At 71.4% G+C, this 16,471-nt stretch carries 11 protein-coding genes; 7 read left to right on the top strand and 4 right to left on the bottom strand.

The window, feature by feature from the left end; genetic code table 11:
• Positions 1–148: 148 nt before the first annotated feature.
• Positions 149–775 (bottom strand): hypothetical protein, encoded by a 627-nt coding sequence (locus ACFFIA_RS34070; protein WP_377259121.1) that lies wholly within the window; start codon positions 773–775, stop codon positions 149–151.
• Between the two features lie 82 nt (positions 776–857).
• On the opposite strand from ACFFIA_RS34070, the gene ACFFIA_RS34065 reads away from it, so the two are divergent.
• From ACFFIA_RS34065 to ACFFIA_RS34055, 3 genes are read left to right on the top strand one after another with little or no spacing between them, the layout of a single operon-like run.
• Positions 858–3,473 (top strand): valine--tRNA ligase, encoded by a 2,616-nt coding sequence (locus ACFFIA_RS34065; RefSeq protein ID WP_377259119.1) that lies wholly within the window; start codon positions 858–860, stop codon positions 3,471–3,473.
• Complete coding sequence (locus tag ACFFIA_RS34060; RefSeq protein ID WP_377259118.1) at positions 3,470–4,798, top strand: bifunctional folylpolyglutamate synthase/dihydrofolate synthase; 1,329 nt, start codon at positions 3,470–3,472, stop codon at positions 4,796–4,798. The genes ACFFIA_RS34065 and ACFFIA_RS34060 overlap by 4 nt, the downstream gene beginning before the upstream one ends.
• Entirely contained in the window at positions 4,795–5,223 is a 429-nt protein-coding gene (locus ACFFIA_RS34055) for a DUF4233 domain-containing protein (RefSeq protein WP_377259116.1), read from the top strand. The genes ACFFIA_RS34060 and ACFFIA_RS34055 overlap by 4 nt, the downstream gene beginning before the upstream one ends.
• Here ACFFIA_RS34055 and ACFFIA_RS34050 read toward each other — a convergent pair.
• Positions 5,220–6,503 carry a VOC family protein gene (locus ACFFIA_RS34050; RefSeq protein ID WP_377259113.1) on the bottom strand — a complete coding sequence of 428 codons (1,284 nt, stop codon included), beginning with the start codon at positions 6,501–6,503 and terminating at the stop codon, positions 5,220–5,222. The two genes, ACFFIA_RS34055 and ACFFIA_RS34050, sit on opposite strands and share 4 nt — an antisense overlap.
• Before the next feature lie 102 nt (positions 6,504–6,605).
• Between ACFFIA_RS34050 and ndk the strand changes: the two genes are divergently transcribed.
• Complete coding sequence (gene ndk / locus ACFFIA_RS34045; protein WP_377259110.1) at positions 6,606–7,031, top strand: nucleoside-diphosphate kinase; 426 nt, start codon at positions 6,606–6,608, stop codon at positions 7,029–7,031.
• Between the two features lie 438 nt (positions 7,032–7,469).
• A complete protein-coding gene (gene ileS / locus ACFFIA_RS34040; RefSeq protein WP_377259107.1) occupies positions 7,470–10,577 on the top strand; it encodes an isoleucine--tRNA ligase in 3,108 nt (1,035 codons plus the stop codon).
• 135 nt (positions 10,578–10,712) lie between these two features.
• On the opposite strand, the gene ACFFIA_RS34035 is transcribed toward ileS, so the two are convergent.
• Together ACFFIA_RS34035 and ACFFIA_RS34030 are read right to left on the bottom strand one after the other, a co-directional pair.
• Positions 10,713–12,164 (bottom strand): cryptochrome/photolyase family protein, encoded by a 1,452-nt coding sequence (locus tag ACFFIA_RS34035; RefSeq protein ID WP_377259104.1) that lies wholly within the window; start codon positions 12,162–12,164, stop codon positions 10,713–10,715.
• 77 nt (positions 12,165–12,241) lie between these two features.
• Positions 12,242–13,342, bottom strand: coding sequence for a hypothetical protein (locus ACFFIA_RS34030; RefSeq protein WP_377259101.1), 1,101 nt, complete (start codon positions 13,340–13,342; stop codon positions 12,242–12,244).
• 265 nt (positions 13,343–13,607) lie between these two features.
• On the opposite strand from ACFFIA_RS34030, the gene ACFFIA_RS34025 reads away from it, so the two are divergent.
• Together ACFFIA_RS34025 and ACFFIA_RS34020 are read left to right on the top strand one after the other, a co-directional pair.
• The gene (locus tag ACFFIA_RS34025; RefSeq protein WP_377259098.1) at positions 13,608–15,542 is read left to right on the top strand and encodes a TIGR03960 family B12-binding radical SAM protein; all 1,935 of its coding nucleotides are present in this window, start codon (positions 13,608–13,610) and stop codon (positions 15,540–15,542) included.
• A 60-nt stretch (positions 15,543–15,602) separates the two neighbouring features.
• Positions 15,603–16,361 carry a TIGR03936 family radical SAM-associated protein gene (locus ACFFIA_RS34020; RefSeq protein WP_377259095.1) on the top strand — a complete coding sequence of 253 codons (759 nt, stop codon included), beginning with the start codon at positions 15,603–15,605 and terminating at the stop codon, positions 16,359–16,361.
• Positions 16,362–16,471: the final 110 nt, after the last annotated feature.

Raw genomic sequence — 16,471 nt, 5'->3', positions numbered from 1 at the left:
CGCCGATGGTACTGCACTCGTGAGGGTGTGGGAGAGTAGGACACCGCCGGACTTCTTAATCGAGGCCGTCCCTTCGGGGGCGGCCTCGATATTTTTGTGCCCTGGAATGGGCGGGCACCGGCCCCGGAACAAACGGGGACAGGAAATCTCAGTCGCGCGACTGGATCGTGCCGCGGATCTCGCGGAGCAGTTCGCCGCCCTCGTCTGGCGTACGGCCGGGGAAGAGTGCGAGCACGACGCTGCCGTGGTCGGCCCAGCCACACACGGTCGTGTTGCCCTCCGGAGCCACGCTCTCGCCGCACTTCATGACGCCGCCCAGGTCGCCGGCGTCGACGTCGCGGAGGCCGCGTACGGCGCCGGTGTCGTCGGAGAGCACGTCGAAAAGCGTGTCGAGGTCGTCGCCGGGCTTCCAGATCAGCGCGGTGCCGCCGAAGAGCAGCACGCTGCGCTCGGCGCTGGCCGGGTCCTGGTAGACGACGCCGATGCTCTGGTCGAGGTCGATGCGGGCGCCGATCGCGGTGCGCAGGTACTCGGCGGTCGACTGGGCCTGCTCGCTCTGGTCCATCCGCAGCCCGGCCACCTCCGGCGGGGTCTCCAGGCTCGCGTCCTTCTGCTGTACGACCCGGAAGCCGGCCGTGCCGACGAAGGCCGCTCCGACCAGCCCCACCGCCAGGAGCGAGCCGAGCACGATCCGCCGCGTACGACGGCTCCGCGGGATCGTCTCTTCCTCCTCCACCGGCTCGCCGGGGGGAGGCGTCACGTCGATCGGCTGCATGGCGCCACCGTAGCCTAGGTAGCTCTACGCGGAGGCAGGGTGGCGAATGCCACCCGCCGTGCCGCCTCCGTAGACTCGACGGGTGACCGAAACACCGCAGACCCAGAGCTCCGTGACACCGACGTTGGCCGCCCAGTACCAGCCGGGCGAGGTAGAGCAGCGGCGGTACGAGGGTTGGGTACGCGCGGGCTACTTCAAGGCGAGCGCCAGCAGCGACAAGCCGCCGTTCACGATCGTCATCCCCCCGCCCAACGTGACCGGCTCCCTGCACATGGGACACGCGCTCGACCACACCATTCAGGACTGGCTCACCCGTCGCGCGCGGATGCGGGGCTACGAGGCGCTGTGGCTGCCGGGCATGGACCACGCCGGGATCGCCACGCAGAATGTCGTCGAGCGGCAGCTCGCCGGCGAAGGGCTGTCCCGGCACGACCTGGGGCGGGAGAAGTTCGTCGAGCGGGTCTGGCAGTGGAAGGCCGAGTCCGGCGGCGCGATCCTCGGGCAGATGCGCCGGCTGGGCGACTCGGTCGACTGGGACCGCGAGCGGTTCACGATGGACGAGGGCCTTTCCCGGGCTGTGCTGACCATCTTCAAGCGGCTGTACGAAGACGGTCTGATCTACCGCGCCGAGCGCATCATCAACTGGTGCCCGCGCTGCCTCACCGCCCTCTCCGACATCGAGGTTGAGCACAGCGACGACGATGGCGAGCTCGTCTCCATCCGATACAGCGACGAGATCGTGGTCGCCACGACGCGGGCCGAGACGATGCTCGGTGACACCGCGGTGGCCGTGCATCCCGGTGACGAGCGCTACAAGCACCTGATCGGCACCGAGGTGGAGCTGCCGCTGACCGGGCGGCGCATCCCGGTGGTGGCCGACGAGCACGTCGACCCGGCGTTTGGCACCGGCGCGGTGAAGGTGACGCCGGCGCACGACCCCAACGACTTCGAGATCGGCCAGCGGCACGGCCTGCCCAGCCTCATCATCATGGACGAGCGTGGCGTGATCACCGCGCACGGGCCGTTTCAGGGGCTCGACCGCTTCGAGGCGCGACCGGCGATCGTCGCCGCGCTGCGCGAGCAGGGCCTCATCGTGGCGGAGAAGCGGCCGTACGTGCACGCGGTCGGCCACTGCTCCCGCTGCAAGACCACCGTCGAGCCGCGGCTGTCACTCCAGTGGTTCGTCAACACCGGGCCGCTCGCGAAGGCGGCCGGTGACGCGGTGCGCGACGGGCGGGTCCGGATCGAGCCGGCTGATCTGGCCAAGCGCTACTTCGCCTGGGTCGACAACATGCACGACTGGTGCATCTCCCGCCAGCTGTGGTGGGGCCACCGCATCCCGGTCTGGTACGGGCCGGACGGCGAGGTGGTCTGCGTCGGACCCGACGAGGAGCCGCCCACCGGCGACGGCTGGCACCAGGACGAAGACGTCCTCGACACGTGGTTCTCCAGTGCGCTGTGGCCGTTCTCCACGCTGGGCTGGCCGGAGCAGACGGCCGAGCTGGCCAAGTTCTATCCGACCAGCGTGCTGGTGACCGGCTACGACATCCTCTTCTTCTGGGTCGCCCGGATGATGATGTTCGGGCTCTACGCGATGGACGGCAAGCAGCCGTTTGACGTGATCGCGCTGCACGGCATGGTCCGCGACGAGCACGGCAAGAAGATGTCGAAGTCGTTCGGCAACGTGGTCGACCCGCTCGACTGGATCGAGCGGTACGGCGCCGACGCCACGCGGTTCACGCTGGCCCGGGGCGCCAACCCCGGCGCCGACGTGCCGGTCAGCGAAGACTGGTGCCAGGGCTCCCGCAACTTCTGCAACAAGCTGTGGAACGCGACCCGCTTCGCGCTGCTCAACGGCGCGCACGTGCGGGGCGAGCTGCCGGCCGAGCTGAGCCCGGTCGACCGCTGGATCCTCTCCCGGCTCCAGCACGTGATCGGCGAGGTCGACCAGCTCTCCGAGGCGTACGAGCTGGCCAAGGTCTGCGACGTGCTCTACCACTTCGCCTGGGACGACGTCTGCGACTGGTACGTCGAGCTGGCCAAGCCGGTGCTCGTCGGCGGCGGACCGGCGGCCGAGCGCACGCAGCGGGTCCTCGGGCACGTGCTCGACCAGTTGCTGCGGCTGCTGCACCCGGTGATCCCGTTCGTGACCGAGGAGCTGTGGACCGCGCTCACCGGTGGCGAGACGGTCGTGACGGCGGCCTGGCCGTCGGCCGTACCAGCGCTGGTGGACGATGCCGCGGAGGCTGAGCTCGCCACGCTCCAGCGCGTGGTCACGGAGATCCGGCGCTTCCGCTCCGACCAAGGGCTGCGCCCGGCGCAGCGGGTCGTGGCGCGGCTCGACGGGCTGGCCCCGGCGGGCATCGCCGCCCACGAGCCGCTGATCCGGTCGCTGGTGCGGCTCGACGAGGCGGGCGAGGGCTTCAGCGCCACCGCGCAGCTCGCGGTGACCGGCGATGTCTCGGTCGCGCTCGACACGCGCGGCGCGATCGACGTCGCCGCCGAGCGGGCCCGGCTGGAGAAGGACCGGGCCGCCGCGCTCAAGGAGGCCGAGCAGACCCGGGCGAAGCTCGACAACCCCGCCTTCGTCGGCAAGGCGCCCGAGCCGGTGGTCCGCAAGATCAAGGATCGCCTGGCCGCCGCCGAGGCCGACCTCGCGCGCATCGCCACGGCCCTGGAGGCGCTGCCAACAGCATGAGTACCGAGTTCGAGCAGGTCGACGCGGAGCTCAACAACCGGGGGTACACCCGGATGGTCTTCGACATCGACCGCATCAAGGAGCTGCTCGACCTGCTGGGCAGCCCGCAGCGGGCGTACCCGTCGATCCACCTGACCGGCACCAACGGCAAGACGTCGACGGCCCGGATGATCGACTCGCTGCTGCGGGCGCACGGGCTGCACACCGGGCGGTACACGAGCCCGCACCTGGAGACGGTGCGGGAGCGGATCAGCCTCGACGGTGAGCCGGTGAGCGAGCGGCGGTTCGTGGCGGCGTACCGGGAGGTGGCGCCGCTCGCCGCGCTGGTGGACGAGCGCGCGGACGAGCCGCTGACCTACTTCGACGTGACGACGGCGCTGGCCTTCGCCACGTTCGCCGACGCGCCGGTCGACGTGGCGGTGGTCGAGGTGGGGCTGGGCGGTGCCGAAGACTCGACCAACGTGCTCGACGCCGGCATCGCGGTGATCACGCCGGTGGGGCTCGACCACACCGAATGGCTGGGCGACACGATCGAAGACATCGCGCTCGCCAAGTCCGGGATCATCCACAAGGGAGCCACGGTGATCTCGGCAGCCCAGGAGGAGGAGGCCGCGCGGCCGATCCTGGAGCGCTGCGCCGAGGTGGGCGCCACGATCGCCCGCGAAGGCAGCGAGTTTGGCGTGCTGCGCCGGGCGGTCGCGGTCGGCGGGCAGGTGCTCACGATCCAAGGGCTCGGCGGCGTGTACGAGGAGGTTTTCCTCCCGCTGCACGGCGCGCACCAGGCGCAGAACGCGGCGGTGGCGCTCGCCGCGGTCGAGGCGTTCCTCGGCGCCGGCGCGAGCCGCCAGCTCGACCCCGAGGTGGTGCGCGAGGGCTTCGCCGGCGCCAGCTCGCCGGGGCGGCTGGAGCGCGTGCGCACGGCGCCGACGATCCTGCTCGACGGCGCGCACAACCCGCACGGCATGGCCGCGACGGTGGCGGCGCTTCAGGAGGAGTTCTCGTTCAGCCGGCTTGTCGCGGTCGTGGCGGTGCTCGCCGACAAGGACGTCGCCGGGCTGTTGGAGCTGCTGGAGCCGGTCGTCGACGCGGTGGTGGTCACGCGCAACACGTCGCCCCGGGCCATGCCGGTCGAGGCGCTCGCACCGGTCGCCGAGGAGTTCTTCGGAGAGGGGCGGGTCGAGGTCGCTCCCAACATGCCCGACGCGATCGAGGCGGCGGTGGCCCTCGCCGAGTCCGATGTGGAGGGCGAGCTGAGCGGTGTGGGCGTGCTGATCACCGGTTCGGTGTCGACGGTCGCCGACGCGCGGCGGCTCCTGAAGCGATGAGCGGCCCGGACGCCCCGACACCACCGCCCGGCGGGGCGGGGGGCGATCAGCGGTCGGGGCTGCGCAACCCCCAGGCCGCGGTCCGCGGGCTGGGCGCCGGCACGCTGATCCTCGAGACGATCGTGCTGCTGCTCGGCATCCAGCCGATGCGGATGCTCGGTGAAGGGCTGAGCGGCGCCACGATCGGTGTGATCGTCGGGGCGGCGGTCGCCTGTGTGGTGCTCACCGGGCTGCTGCGCCACGACTGGGCCTGGTACGCCGGCGCGGCGCTCCAGGGCGCCCTCATGCTCGGCGGCTTCCTGCACTGGTCGCTGGCCGTGCTGGGGCTGCTCTTCGGCCTGGTGTGGCTCTACGTGCTCAACGTGCGTCGCACGATCCTGGCCCCGCCCCGCCGCGACAGCAGCCCGCCTCCGCCTCCGCCCTAGGCGCCGTCGGCGACGGCCTGCTCGTCGGCCAGGTCGGCTCGGCTGCGCCACTGCGTGATCGCGATGCCGTGCCCGTCGGGGTCTTTGAAGGCGGCGGCCCACAGCTCCAGCTTGGCGCCCTTGTTGACCGGGCGCGGGCCGTACGTGAACTTGACGCCCTTCGCCTTCAGCTCCTCGTGCGTCTCGGTGATGTCGCCGACCTCGAGGTTGAGGTGGACGGTGCGCGGGCCGGCCGGGGAGACGTCGCTGATCACGCGGAGCACCAGCCGCGTTTCGCCGGAGGCGAGGACCGCGTTGCCGTCGCCGCCGTCGATCTCGTAGAAGCCGAGCATGTCGCGGTAGAACGCGATCGACCGGGAGAGGTCGGTGACCAGCACGGTGACGCCGACCCCGTGGATCGAGGCGCTCGGGCTGGGGTGGGCGCTGGGGTACGCGATCAGGCCGTCATCGTCGCCCTCGACCGCGGCCGCCTCGGCGGGCTCCGGCTCGGGGTCAAGCGGGTCGCCGGCGGGCGCCGGGTCGGCGACCGCGGTGGCGGCGCCATTGCCGTTGCCCTGCTCCCCGCGCTTGGGGCGAGCCCGCCGGGGGAGCGGGACGGTGCGGGCCTCGCCGGTGGAGGGCTCGACGACCTGGCCTTCGAGCACGATCGGGCCGCCCGGCGACTGGTGCACGACCACCGGCGGGTCGTCGCGGACGCCGCCGTCAAGGTCGTCGGTTAGGTCGGCGGTGACCGGCTCGTCCGGGCCGCGGCGTGCCCACGGCGGCGGCTCGTCGTCGTCGAAGAGGATGTCGTCCGACTCCGGCAGGTATTCGTGCTCCGGCTCGAGCGTGGCGGCAGCCTCGGCGTGCGTGAGCGCGTCGTCCCACAGGATCCGTACATGCCGCAGGTCGTCGACGGCCACCATGATCGGCAACGTCACGCCGGGGATCGGCCACTTGGCGACCGGCACGCGTGACTCGCGCACCTTGATGGACGCGGCGGGCAGCCCGGGCGCGTCGATGACGATCTGTAGCTCGCACCGGCCGTACGTGGAGGAGGCGGGCGGCTCGGTCGCGGTCATCACGTGCGCCGTGCCGGCAACCCAGGCCCGGGCGCCGCCACGGATCGTGTTGACCAGCACGAGGCTGATCGCCAGCACCAGCACCGCCAGGCCGACCGCCACGATCGCCCAGCTCTGCATGCCGGCGCCGAAGAGCATCACGAACGCCGCGAACGTGCCCAGCACCGCGGCGACAAGTTTGCGGACCGGTGCGATCGGCCTCCGACGAGCGTCAGCCACAGTGGACCTCCCTCGGGTTACCCGCCAGGCTAGGCCCGCCCAGCCAGTAATGGGAAGCCCGATACTCTGGTGCGGTACGTCCATCCGCGCACTGGAGGAAGCGTGTCCACGAGCACCTCGGCCGAACGCACGTTGGTCCTGATCAAGCCAGACGCCCTGCGGCGTGGTCTGCTCGGCGAGATTCTCGGCCGGTTTGAGCGCAAGGGCCTCGCGATCGACGCGCTCGTACTGCGCGACATGGACGCCGCACTGGCCGACGAGCACTACGCCGAGCACGTCGACAAGGGCTTCTACCCGCCGCTGAAGGAGTTCATGACGGGCGGGCCGCTGGTGGCGGCGGTGCTCTCGGGCGACCAGGCGATCGAGGTGGTGCGCCTGCTGGTCGGCGCCACCGACGGGCGCAAGGCCGCCGCCGGCACGATCCGCGGCGACCTCTCCCTCTCCAACCGGGAAAACCTGGTGCACGCCTCCGACTCGCCCGACAGCGCCAAGCGCGAGATCGCGCTCTGGTTTCCCGAGCTCAGCTAAGCCGGGAAATTCGCGTAGTTTGTCGGGATTCTTCCCCAGGTAGGCGCTTGTCGCCTGGCTGGCGGTGACCGCTAGCAGGTGCCGCTCGCCGGGCCGTTCCAGCGGCGTGCCCGGCCGGTGCCTCGGGGCACGCGCCAGCGTCACCCAGACGAGTGATGCCGGTGGTCAGTACCCGCCCCCGAGTTATTGCCGGACCCGGCGGCGGAAGGTGGAGTACGCTTGACGACCGTAAAGGCGATGACCCGGCCATCACCGGTGAGCCTCCGGAAGAACGGGCCTGGCGAGAGCGGGCCCTAGTAGAACCGGACGGGTCCGGCCCGTCACAGCCGGCCAACGAGCGGGCGGCCCTCACCGGGGTCGCCAAGCGGGGTGGTACCGCGGGCTTCGGCTCGTCCTCGCAGTGGGCACATGGGCATGTGAGCTGCGAGGAGACCTACGGTGTATCCGAAGACCGACCCGAAGGCCGGCGTACCGGCGAGCCCCGACCTGCCCGCGGTCGAGCGTCGCGTGCTCGACCACTGGGCGGCCGACAAGACGTTCCAGGCTTCCGTCGACGCCCGGGACGCTGGCCCGCAGGGGGCCAACGAGTACGTCTTCTACGACGGCCCGCCCTTCGCCAACGGGCTGCCGCACTACGGCCACCTCTTCACCGGATACGTCAAGGACGTCGTGCCGCGCTACCAGACCATGCGCGGCCGCCGAGTGGAGCGGCGCTTCGGCTGGGACTGCCACGGCCTGCCGGCCGAGGTGGAGGCGGAGAAGCAGCTCGGCATCTCCACCAAGGCGGAGATCCTCGACCTGGGCGTGGGGCGGTTCAACGACGCGTGCCGCACCTCGGTGCTGACCTACACGCAGGACTGGGAGCGATACGTCACGCGCCAGGCGCGCTGGGTCGACTTCGCCAACGACTACAAGACGCTCGACCTGGACTACATGGAAAGCGTCATGTGGGCGTTCAAGACGCTGCACGACAAAGGGCTGGTCTACGAGGGCTTCCGCGTGCTGGCGTACTGCTGGCGGTGCGAGACGCCGTTGTCCAACACGGAAACCCGGATGGACGACGTCTACCGCGAGCGGCACGACCCGTCGCTGACCGTTTGGTTCACATTGGACACCGGCGAGAAGGTCGCGGTCTGGACGACCACGCCGTGGACGCTGCCGTCCAACCTGGCGCTCGCGGTGGGGCCCGACATCGAGTACGCCGTGCTCGAAGACTCGGCAGGGCAGCGATACCTCGTCGGGGCGGCGCGGCTCGGCGCGTACCAGAAGGAGCTGGGCGAGCTCACCCAGGTCGGCGTCGTGCGCGGGGCCGAGCTGGTCGGGCGCCGCTACACGCCGCTGTTCGACTTCCTGGCCGACACGCCCAACGCGTTCCAGGTGCTGGGCGCCGAGTTCGTGTCCACTGAGGACGGCACCGGGGTCGTGCACCTCGCGCCGGCGTTCGGTGAAGACGACCAGAACACCTGCAACGCCGCCGGCATCCCGACCGTGGTGACCGTGGACGCGCACACGCGGTTCACCTCGCTCGTGCCGCCGTACCAGGGGGAGCAGGTCTTCGACACCAACAAGCCGATCTCCCGCGAGCTGCGCGAGCGGGGCGTGGTGGTGCGGCAGGAGACCTACACGCACTCCTACCCGCACTGCTGGCGGTGTGACACGCCGCTGGTCTACAAGGCGGTGTCGTCGTGGTTCGTGGCGGTGAGCCAGTTCCGTGACCGGATGGTCGAGCTCAACCAGCAGATCAACTGGACGCCGGCGCATGTCAAGGACGGCTCGTTCGGCAAGTGGCTGGCCGGCGCGCGAGACTGGTCGATCTCCCGCAACCGCTTCTGGGGCTCGCCGATCCCGGTGTGGAAGTCGGACGACCCGGCCTACCCGCGGATGGACGTCTACGGCTCGCTCGCCGAGCTGGAGCGCGACTTCGGTGTCACCGTCACCGACCTGCACCGGCCGAGCATCGACGACCTTGTGCGTCCCAACCCGGACGACCCGACCGGGCGCTCGATGATGCGCCGCGTGCCGGAGGTGCTCGACTGCTGGTTCGAGTCGGGCTCGATGCCGTTCGCGCAAGTGCACTACCCGTTCGAAAACCGCGAGTGGTTCGAGCACCACTACCCGGGCGACTTCATCGTGGAGTACATCGGACAGACGCGGGGCTGGTTCTACACCATGCACGTGCTGGCGACCGCGCTGTTCGACCGGCCGGCGTTCCGCAACTGCCTGAGCCACGGCATCCTGCTCGGCGAAGACGGTCGCAAGATGTCCAAGAGCCTGCGCAACTACCCGGACGTGTACGGCGTCTTCAACTCGCACGGCTCCGACGCCATGCGGTGGATGCTGATGTCGTCGCCGGTGCTGCGGGGCGGCGACATGCCGGTGACCGAGAGCGCGATCCGCGACTCCGTGCGCCAGGTGCTGCTTCCACTGTGGAACGTGTGGTACTTCTTCTCGTTGTACGCCAACGCCTCCCAGCACGACGCGGTGCGGCGGATGGACTCCGGCCACCTGCTCGACCGGTACGTGCTGGCGAAGACCGGCGAGCTGGTGTCCACAGTGCAGCGTCAGATGGACGAGTACGACATCTCCGGTGCCTGCGCGTCGGTGCGGTCGTACCTGGACGCGCTGACCAACTGGTACGTGCGGCGCTCCCGCGACCGGTTCTGGACCGGCGACCGGGACGCGTTCGACACGCTGTACACGGTGCTGGAGACGCTCAGCCGGGTCGTGGCGCCGCTGGCGCCGCTGACCGCCGAGGAGATCTGGCGCGGGCTCACCGGCGAGCGTTCGGTGCACCTGGCCGACTGGCCGGACGCGGGCGAGTTCCCGGCCGACCACGAGCTGGTCGCCGCGATGGACGCCGTCCGCGACGTCTGCTCGGCGGCGCTGTCGCTGCGCAAGGCGCGCGGGCTGCGCGTGCGGCTGCCGCTGTCCCAGCTGACCGTGGCGACGCCGGGGGCGGACGCGCTGCGCCCCTTCGCCGACCTGGTCGCCGACGAGGTCAACGTCAAGTCGGTGGTCTTCACCGGCGAGGTGTCGAGCTACTGCGAGCAGGTGCTCACGGTGGTGCCGCGCGCGCTCGGCCCGCGGGTCGGCGGCGCGGTGCAGCAGGTGATCAAGGCGGTCAAGGCCGGCGAGTGGACGCTGGTCGACGGCAGCCCGGTTGCCGCCGGTGTCGCGCTACAGGATGGCGAGTACGAGCTGAAGCTGGTCGCGGCTGATGCCGGCCATTCGGCGCCGCTGCCCGGCGGCGAGGGCGTGGTGGTGCTCGACACCACCGTCACGCCCGAGCTGGCGGCCGAGGGCCTGGCCCGCGACGTCGTGCGGGTCGTGCAGCAGGCCCGCCGCGAGGCCCAGCTCGACATCACCGACCGCGTGGTGGTCTCGCTGGGCGCCGCGCCCGAGGTGGTCGCCGCGGTCGAGGCGCACGGCGACTTCGTGGCGGCCGAGGTGCTGGCGACCGAGATCCGCTTCGACCCGGCGACGTCCGGCTCGGAGGGGGAGGTCGGCGAGGGCGAGAAGGTCGCCGTCTCGGTCACGCCCGTTTGACGAGGAGTGCGGGGTCTCTCCGGTCACCCGACCGGAGAGACCTACCCCTCCCGGCGGACGCTCGGCGGGCCGCGCCGCGTACACGCGGCCTCGGCGGTGCCGCTCATCCTGGACGGGCTGCCCCCGCAGGGCTGATCAAGGGGCCTGGGAGCCGCGGGCCCGCTCCTGCGCCACGATCGCGGGGAGGTCGGTGATCCGGGCGAGCTGCTTCAGCGCCCTGGTCATCCGGACGTTGCCGTGCAGGCGCTCGCGCGTGCGGTGCAGGTAGGTCAGGTAGCCGCCGGTGAACGGGCAGGCATCCGGGCCCAGGCGCTGCTTGGGGTCGTAGCGGCAGCCGGCGCAGAAGTCGCTGGCCCGGTTGATGTGCGTGCCGCTCACCGCGTACGGCTCGGTGGTGACCGCGCTCAGCTCGGCGTGGCGGGCCATGCCGACGACGTTGCCGATCATGGCCCACTCGCGGCCGTCGACGAAGGCGCGCTCGAACCAGTCGACCATGTCGGTGGGGCGCCAGCCGCGCTGCACGGCGTAGTTGCCGAGCACGGTGAGCCGCGTCGCGTGGTGGGTCCAGCCGAGGTCACGCACGGCCGCGAGCGCGCTGGACAGGCAGCGGGCGTGCACCGACTCGGCGTCGAGCGTGGCGAACCACTCGGGGATGGAGGTGCGGCCCGGGGCGCGGGAGCCGGCGGGGTAGCCGACGTCGAGGTACCAGTACAGGTGCCACAGGTAATCGCGCCAGCCGATCACCTGGCGGGCGAAGCGCTCCACGCTGGACAGTGGCGCGAGCCCGGCCCGGAACGCCGCCTCGGCCTCGCGGACAGCGGGCAGCGGGTCGAGCAGGCCGAGGTTGAACGATGTGGACAGACCACTGTGGGCCAGCCACGGGTCGGCCGCGAGCATCGCGTCGTCGGCGCGGCCGAAGTGGGGCAGGCGGTGGATCAGGAAGTGGCGCTGCCGGTCGAGCGCCTCGGCGCGGGTGACCGGAAACTGCCGGGGAGCGTCGCGCCCGATGAACTCGATGCCCTCCGCGGCCCACCGGTCGAGATCGGCGCGGACCTCGTCGTCGATGGCGTCTTCCACCGGCGCGGGCGGCGGGGCCAGGCCGGTCGGGCGGGGGCCGTCGGCGACCCGGACCTGCCAGCGGCCGCCCACCGGCTCGCCGCCCTCCACCAGGATGCCGTGGGCCTGCCGGGCGTGGCGGTAGAAGTCGTCGAGCCGCGCCGCCCCCCGCCGCCCGTCGGCCCAGGTGGCGAAGTCTTCGTGGCTGGTGACGAACCCGCGCGCCGGCAGCACGGTCACCTTTTCCTGGGCGCGGACGAAGTCGCGGGCCCGACGGGTCGTGGGGTGGCAGACCTCGACCACCTCGCCGTAGCGCCGCAGCCCGTCGCGGTAGGTCTCGGTCTTGAGGTGCACGGCACGATCGCCCAGCTCAGCGGCGCGATGGCGGATCGCGGAAAGGACCAGGTGGGCCTTTTGCCGATGGAAGGCGCGGCGACGGAAGACCGCCTTTGACTCGATCAGCAGCACCGGTTGGTGCTCTCCGTCGAGGAAGTGCGGCCCCAGCTGGTCAGCGAAGAGCCATCGCCGCATGTCCAGATTCTGCCTCGTACTACCTGGTTGTGGCCATCCGGTACCCGGACTGAGTAACTGTCGGATTACTCGCTGGCTTATCCGCGGCTCACGACCGTGCTGCGGAGGCGCTCCAGCAGGGCGGCGCTGTCGTCGACCGAGCGGCGGGTGAAGACGCCGGTGGCGAGGCTCCCGTGGTCGGCCCACGCGCACACCGCGACGCTGGCCTTGCCGTCCTGCCCGACGCCGCAGCGCAGGTACTCGCCACGCCTGCCGGTGTCGACCGTCTTCACCTGGCGCAGCGCGTAACGCTCGGTGAGCCGGGTGATCTCCTTCTCCAGGTCGGACTCGGGGGAGAAGCGGAAGCCGGTGGTGCCGAAGAGCGTGACCCGCTTGCCGGCGCCGTCCGCGTACACACCGGCGAACGTCTCCTCGGCCAGCATGTGCGTGCCGCGCAGGTCGGCCTGGAGCTCGGTGGCCGCCCGCCGGCTGGCCGCGTCGTTGCGCAGGCTCAGGTCGGAGACCTCGGCGGGGAGCGAGACCGAGGCGGGGTACTGCTCCCACATCGGCTTGCCGAAGTAGGCCGGGCAGCCGCAGCAGCAGGCCAGCGTCATGAGCAGGAGAATCCACGGCCACTTGCGGCGCCGGCGGCGGCGTGCCGCGACAGGCGGCCCGTAGCCGGGCGGTGGATGCCAGCCCGGCGGCGGCCCCGGAGGCGGGGGCGGCGGGCCCTTGCGCGACCGCTGCCTCTTCGGCGGCTTGCGCACGTCCGGCAGCATCTGCGAGGCCGGACTCGGTGGTGGTGGCGGCGGTGGCGCCGGCTGGCGCCGCACCGGCGGTGGGGCCTGCGGTGGGCCCTGCGTGGGCGGTGGTGGCGGTGGGAGCGCCGGTTGCGGTGCGTGCGGCACATCCAGCAGGGTCCGCGGGTACTGGTCGAGCGGGTCAGCGTCGGCCCAGGGGTCGACCGGCGCGCCTCTCTCGTACGCCTCCCGCTCCTCGTCGGGCAGCGGCATCGTGGGGTCGCGCGGCGGTGGCGAGGGGGCCAGCCCCGGCGCATCGAGGTCGTGTGCGGTGGCGAGCCAGCGCCTGCGCTTCTTCTCGGCGGGCGGCGGCACGGCGGCGGAGCCGCTCCAGCGGGGCGGCTCCTTGAGCGTGGGCTTGAGGCCGCTCACGCCGTCGTCGTCGGCTAGCGGGGTCACGGCCGTCGGCTCGTCCTCCGGAGGAGGCACCGGTCTGGTGGGGTCCGGATCCGCTCCCGGCATTTTGCGGTGACTCCCTCCACTACGCCGCCTCGTGACCTATCCGAGGCTAGTACCGCCACACCACCGGTTGGGGCGCGCGTATTCTGGGCGATTGAATACCCCCCGGGGCGGTCTGTGCGCGCGTGGAGTGAGCCTCGACGGCCCGGACCCGTCCGCGGAGGTCCGCCCGTGGGCCCCGCAGTCGCCGACGAAAGGCAGCTCAGTGAGCGTCCCGTCCGTCTTTCCCCAGCTGGAGCAGTTGCTGCCGCGGATCAGCAAGCCGATCCAGTACGTCGGCGGTGAGCTGGGCGCGGTCGCCAAAGACTGGGACTCGGCGACCGTGCGGTGGGCGCTGATGTACCCGGACGCGTACGAGGTGGGCCTGCCCAACCAGGGCGTCCAGATCCTGTACGAGGTGCTCAACGAGCTGCCCGACGTGCTGGCCGAGCGGACGTACGCGGTGTGGCCCGACCTCGAGGCGCTCATGCGTGAGCACGAGGTGCCGCAGTTCACGGTCGACGCGCACCGGCCGGTGGGGGCGTTCGACCTGCTCGGCGTCTCGTTCGCCACCGAGCTCGGCTACACCAACCTGCTCACCGCGCTCGACCTGGCCGGCATCCCGCTGGCGGCGCGCGACCGCACCGAGGCGCATCCGGTGGTGGTGGCCGGCGGGCACGCGGCGTTCAACCCCGAGCCGATCGCCGACTTCGTCGACGCGGCGGTGCTCGGCGACGGCGAGGAAGCCGTGCTGGAGATCACCCAGATCGTCCGCGCGTGGAAGGCCGAGGGGTCACCTGGCGGGCGTGACGAGCTGCTGCTCCGACTGGCCCGCACGGAGAGCGTCTACGTGCCGCGCTTCTACGACGTCGACTACCTGCCCGACGGGCGGATCCAGCGCGTGGTGCCCAACCGGGCGGATGTGCCGTTTCGCGTGCACAAGCGCACGACGATGAACCTCGACGAGTGGCCCTACCCCAAGAAGCCGCTGGTGCCGCTCGCCGAGACGGTGCACGAGCGCTACGCGGTGGAGATCTTCCGGGGCTGCACGCGCGGCTGCCGCTTCTGCCAGGCTGGCATGATCACGCGGCCGGTGCGCGAGCGGTCGATCACCACGGTCGGCCAGATGGTGAAGGAGGGGCTGGAGTTCTCCGGCTTCTCCGAGGTGGGGCTCCTCTCGCTCTCCTCGGCCGACCACTCCGAGATCGGCGACATCTGCTCCGGCCTCGCCCAGCAGTACGAGGGCACCAACGTCTCGCTCTCGCTGCCGTCGACCCGGGTCGACGCCTTCAACATCACGCTGGCCCAGGAGCTGTCCCGCAACGGGCGGCGCACCGGGCTCACCTTCGCGCCCGAGGGCGGCTCGGAGCGCATCCGCAAGGTGATCAACAAGATGGTGTCGGAGGAAGACCTCATCCGCACCGTCGTCACGGCCTACAGCAACGGCTGGCGCCAGGTGAAGCTCTACTTCATGTGTGGCCTGCCCACCGAGACCGACGAAGACGTGCTGCAGATCGCCCGCCTCGCCCACGAGGTGATCCGGGCCGGCCGGGCCGCCACCGGCTCCAAGGACATCCGGTGCACGGTCTCGATCGGCGGCTTCGTGCCCAAGCCGCACACGCCGTTCCAGTGGGCCTCGATGTGCACGCCCGAGGTGATCGACAACCGGCTGCGAAAGCTGAAGGCCGAGATCAACTCGGACCGGTCGCTGGGCCGGGCCATCGGCTTCCGGTACCACGACGGCGAGCCGTCGCTGATCGAGGGACTGCTCTCCCGTGGTGACCGCCGGGTCGGCGCGGTGATCCGGCGGGTCTGGGAGCGGGGCGGCCGCTTCGACGGCTGGAGCGAGCACTTCTCCTACCAGCGGTGGGTCGAGGCGGCCACCGACGTGCTGCCCGGCTTCGGCGTCGACCTCGACTGGTACACGACCCGCGAGCGGGACGAGACCGAGGTGCTGCCCTGGGACCACCTCGACTCCGGCCTCGACAAAGACTGGCTGTGGCAGGACTGGCAGGATTCCGTCTCCGAGTACGAGCAGGACGACTGCCGCTGGACCCCGTGCTTCGACTGTGGCGTGTGCCCGTCGATGGACACCGAGATCCAGATCGGTCCGACCGGCCGTAAGCTGCTGCCACTGACGCCTGTCTCCACCGCCCGCTGACCCGACGGGAGCACCACGATCAGCAGGAAACCACAGCCTGAGGGGGGCCAGGCGCCCGTCGTGCAGCGGATCCGGATCCGGTACGCCAAGCGCGGCCCACTCCGGTTCACCTCGCACCGCGACTTCGCCCGCGCCTTCGAGCGGGCGGTGCGCCGGGCCGGCGTGCCGATCGCCTTCTCGCAAGGCTTCACCCCGCACCCCAAGATCTCGTACGCCTCGGCGGCGCCGACCGGGGTCGCCAGCGAGGCGGAGTACCTCGAGATCGGCCTCCAGGCAAGCGCTGACCCGGCGGCGGTACGCGCCTCGCTCGACGCGGCCCTCTCACCCGGCCTGGATGTGCTCGACGCGGTCGAGGCGACGGCCGGCACCAGCCTCGCCGAGCGGATCGACGCGTCGTCGTGGCGGATCGAGCTGCCGGGGGTCGAGCCCGACACGCTGTCGCGCGCGGTGGTGGCGTTCTCGGCCGCCGACGAGGTGCTCGTGGAGCGCTTGACGAAGCAGGGGCGGCGCACGTTCGACACGCGCGGGGCAGTGGCTAGCATCTCTGTGATCTCGGCGTATAGCTCTGCGATCTCTGCCCCGGCGGCACCTAGCGAGGTCACGGGCGTACCGTGTGCGATACTCGACCTAGTCGTACGGCAGGTCACCCCGTCCGTACGGCCCGATGACGTTCTTGCCGGCCTCCGCGTGGTGGCCGACCTGGAGCCGCCGGTGCCCCCTCGGGCGACCCGGCTGGCGCAGGGCACGCTGACCGCGCAGGGGGCGATCGTCGATCCGTTGGAGGCGGATCGCGACGGAGTACCCATCGGTGAACGCTAGCCGGTCTCCGGCCAGCGCTCAGCAGGCAGACTTCGGTGGCCAGCCCGCCCGGGCAAGCCGCCGGAAACACTTTGCGGCGACCCTGCGTGGCAGCGCTCACCCGCGCCCGG

Source organism: Phytohabitans kaempferiae, assembly GCF_042433955.1.
Taxonomy (GTDB): Bacteria; Actinomycetota; Actinomycetes; order Mycobacteriales; family Micromonosporaceae; genus Phytohabitans; species Phytohabitans kaempferiae.
This window is presented reverse-complemented; position numbering and strand designations above follow the sequence as displayed.

Bases quoted from the DNA above. Each gene is read 5' to 3' on its own strand.
- ACFFIA_RS34070 (WP_377259121.1), bottom strand. From the start codon at position 775: ATGCAGCCGATCGACGTGACGCCTCCCCCCGGCGAGCCGGTGGAGGAG.
- ACFFIA_RS34060 (WP_377259118.1), top strand. From the start codon at position 3,470: ATGAGTACCGAGTTCGAGCAGGTCGACGCGGAGCTCAACAACCGGGGG.
- ACFFIA_RS34055 (WP_377259116.1), top strand. From the start codon at position 4,795: ATGAGCGGCCCGGACGCCCCGACACCACCGCCCGGCGGGGCGGGGGGC.
- ACFFIA_RS34035 (WP_377259104.1), bottom strand. From the start codon at position 12,164: ATGCGGCGATGGCTCTTCGCTGACCAGCTGGGGCCGCACTTCCTCGAC.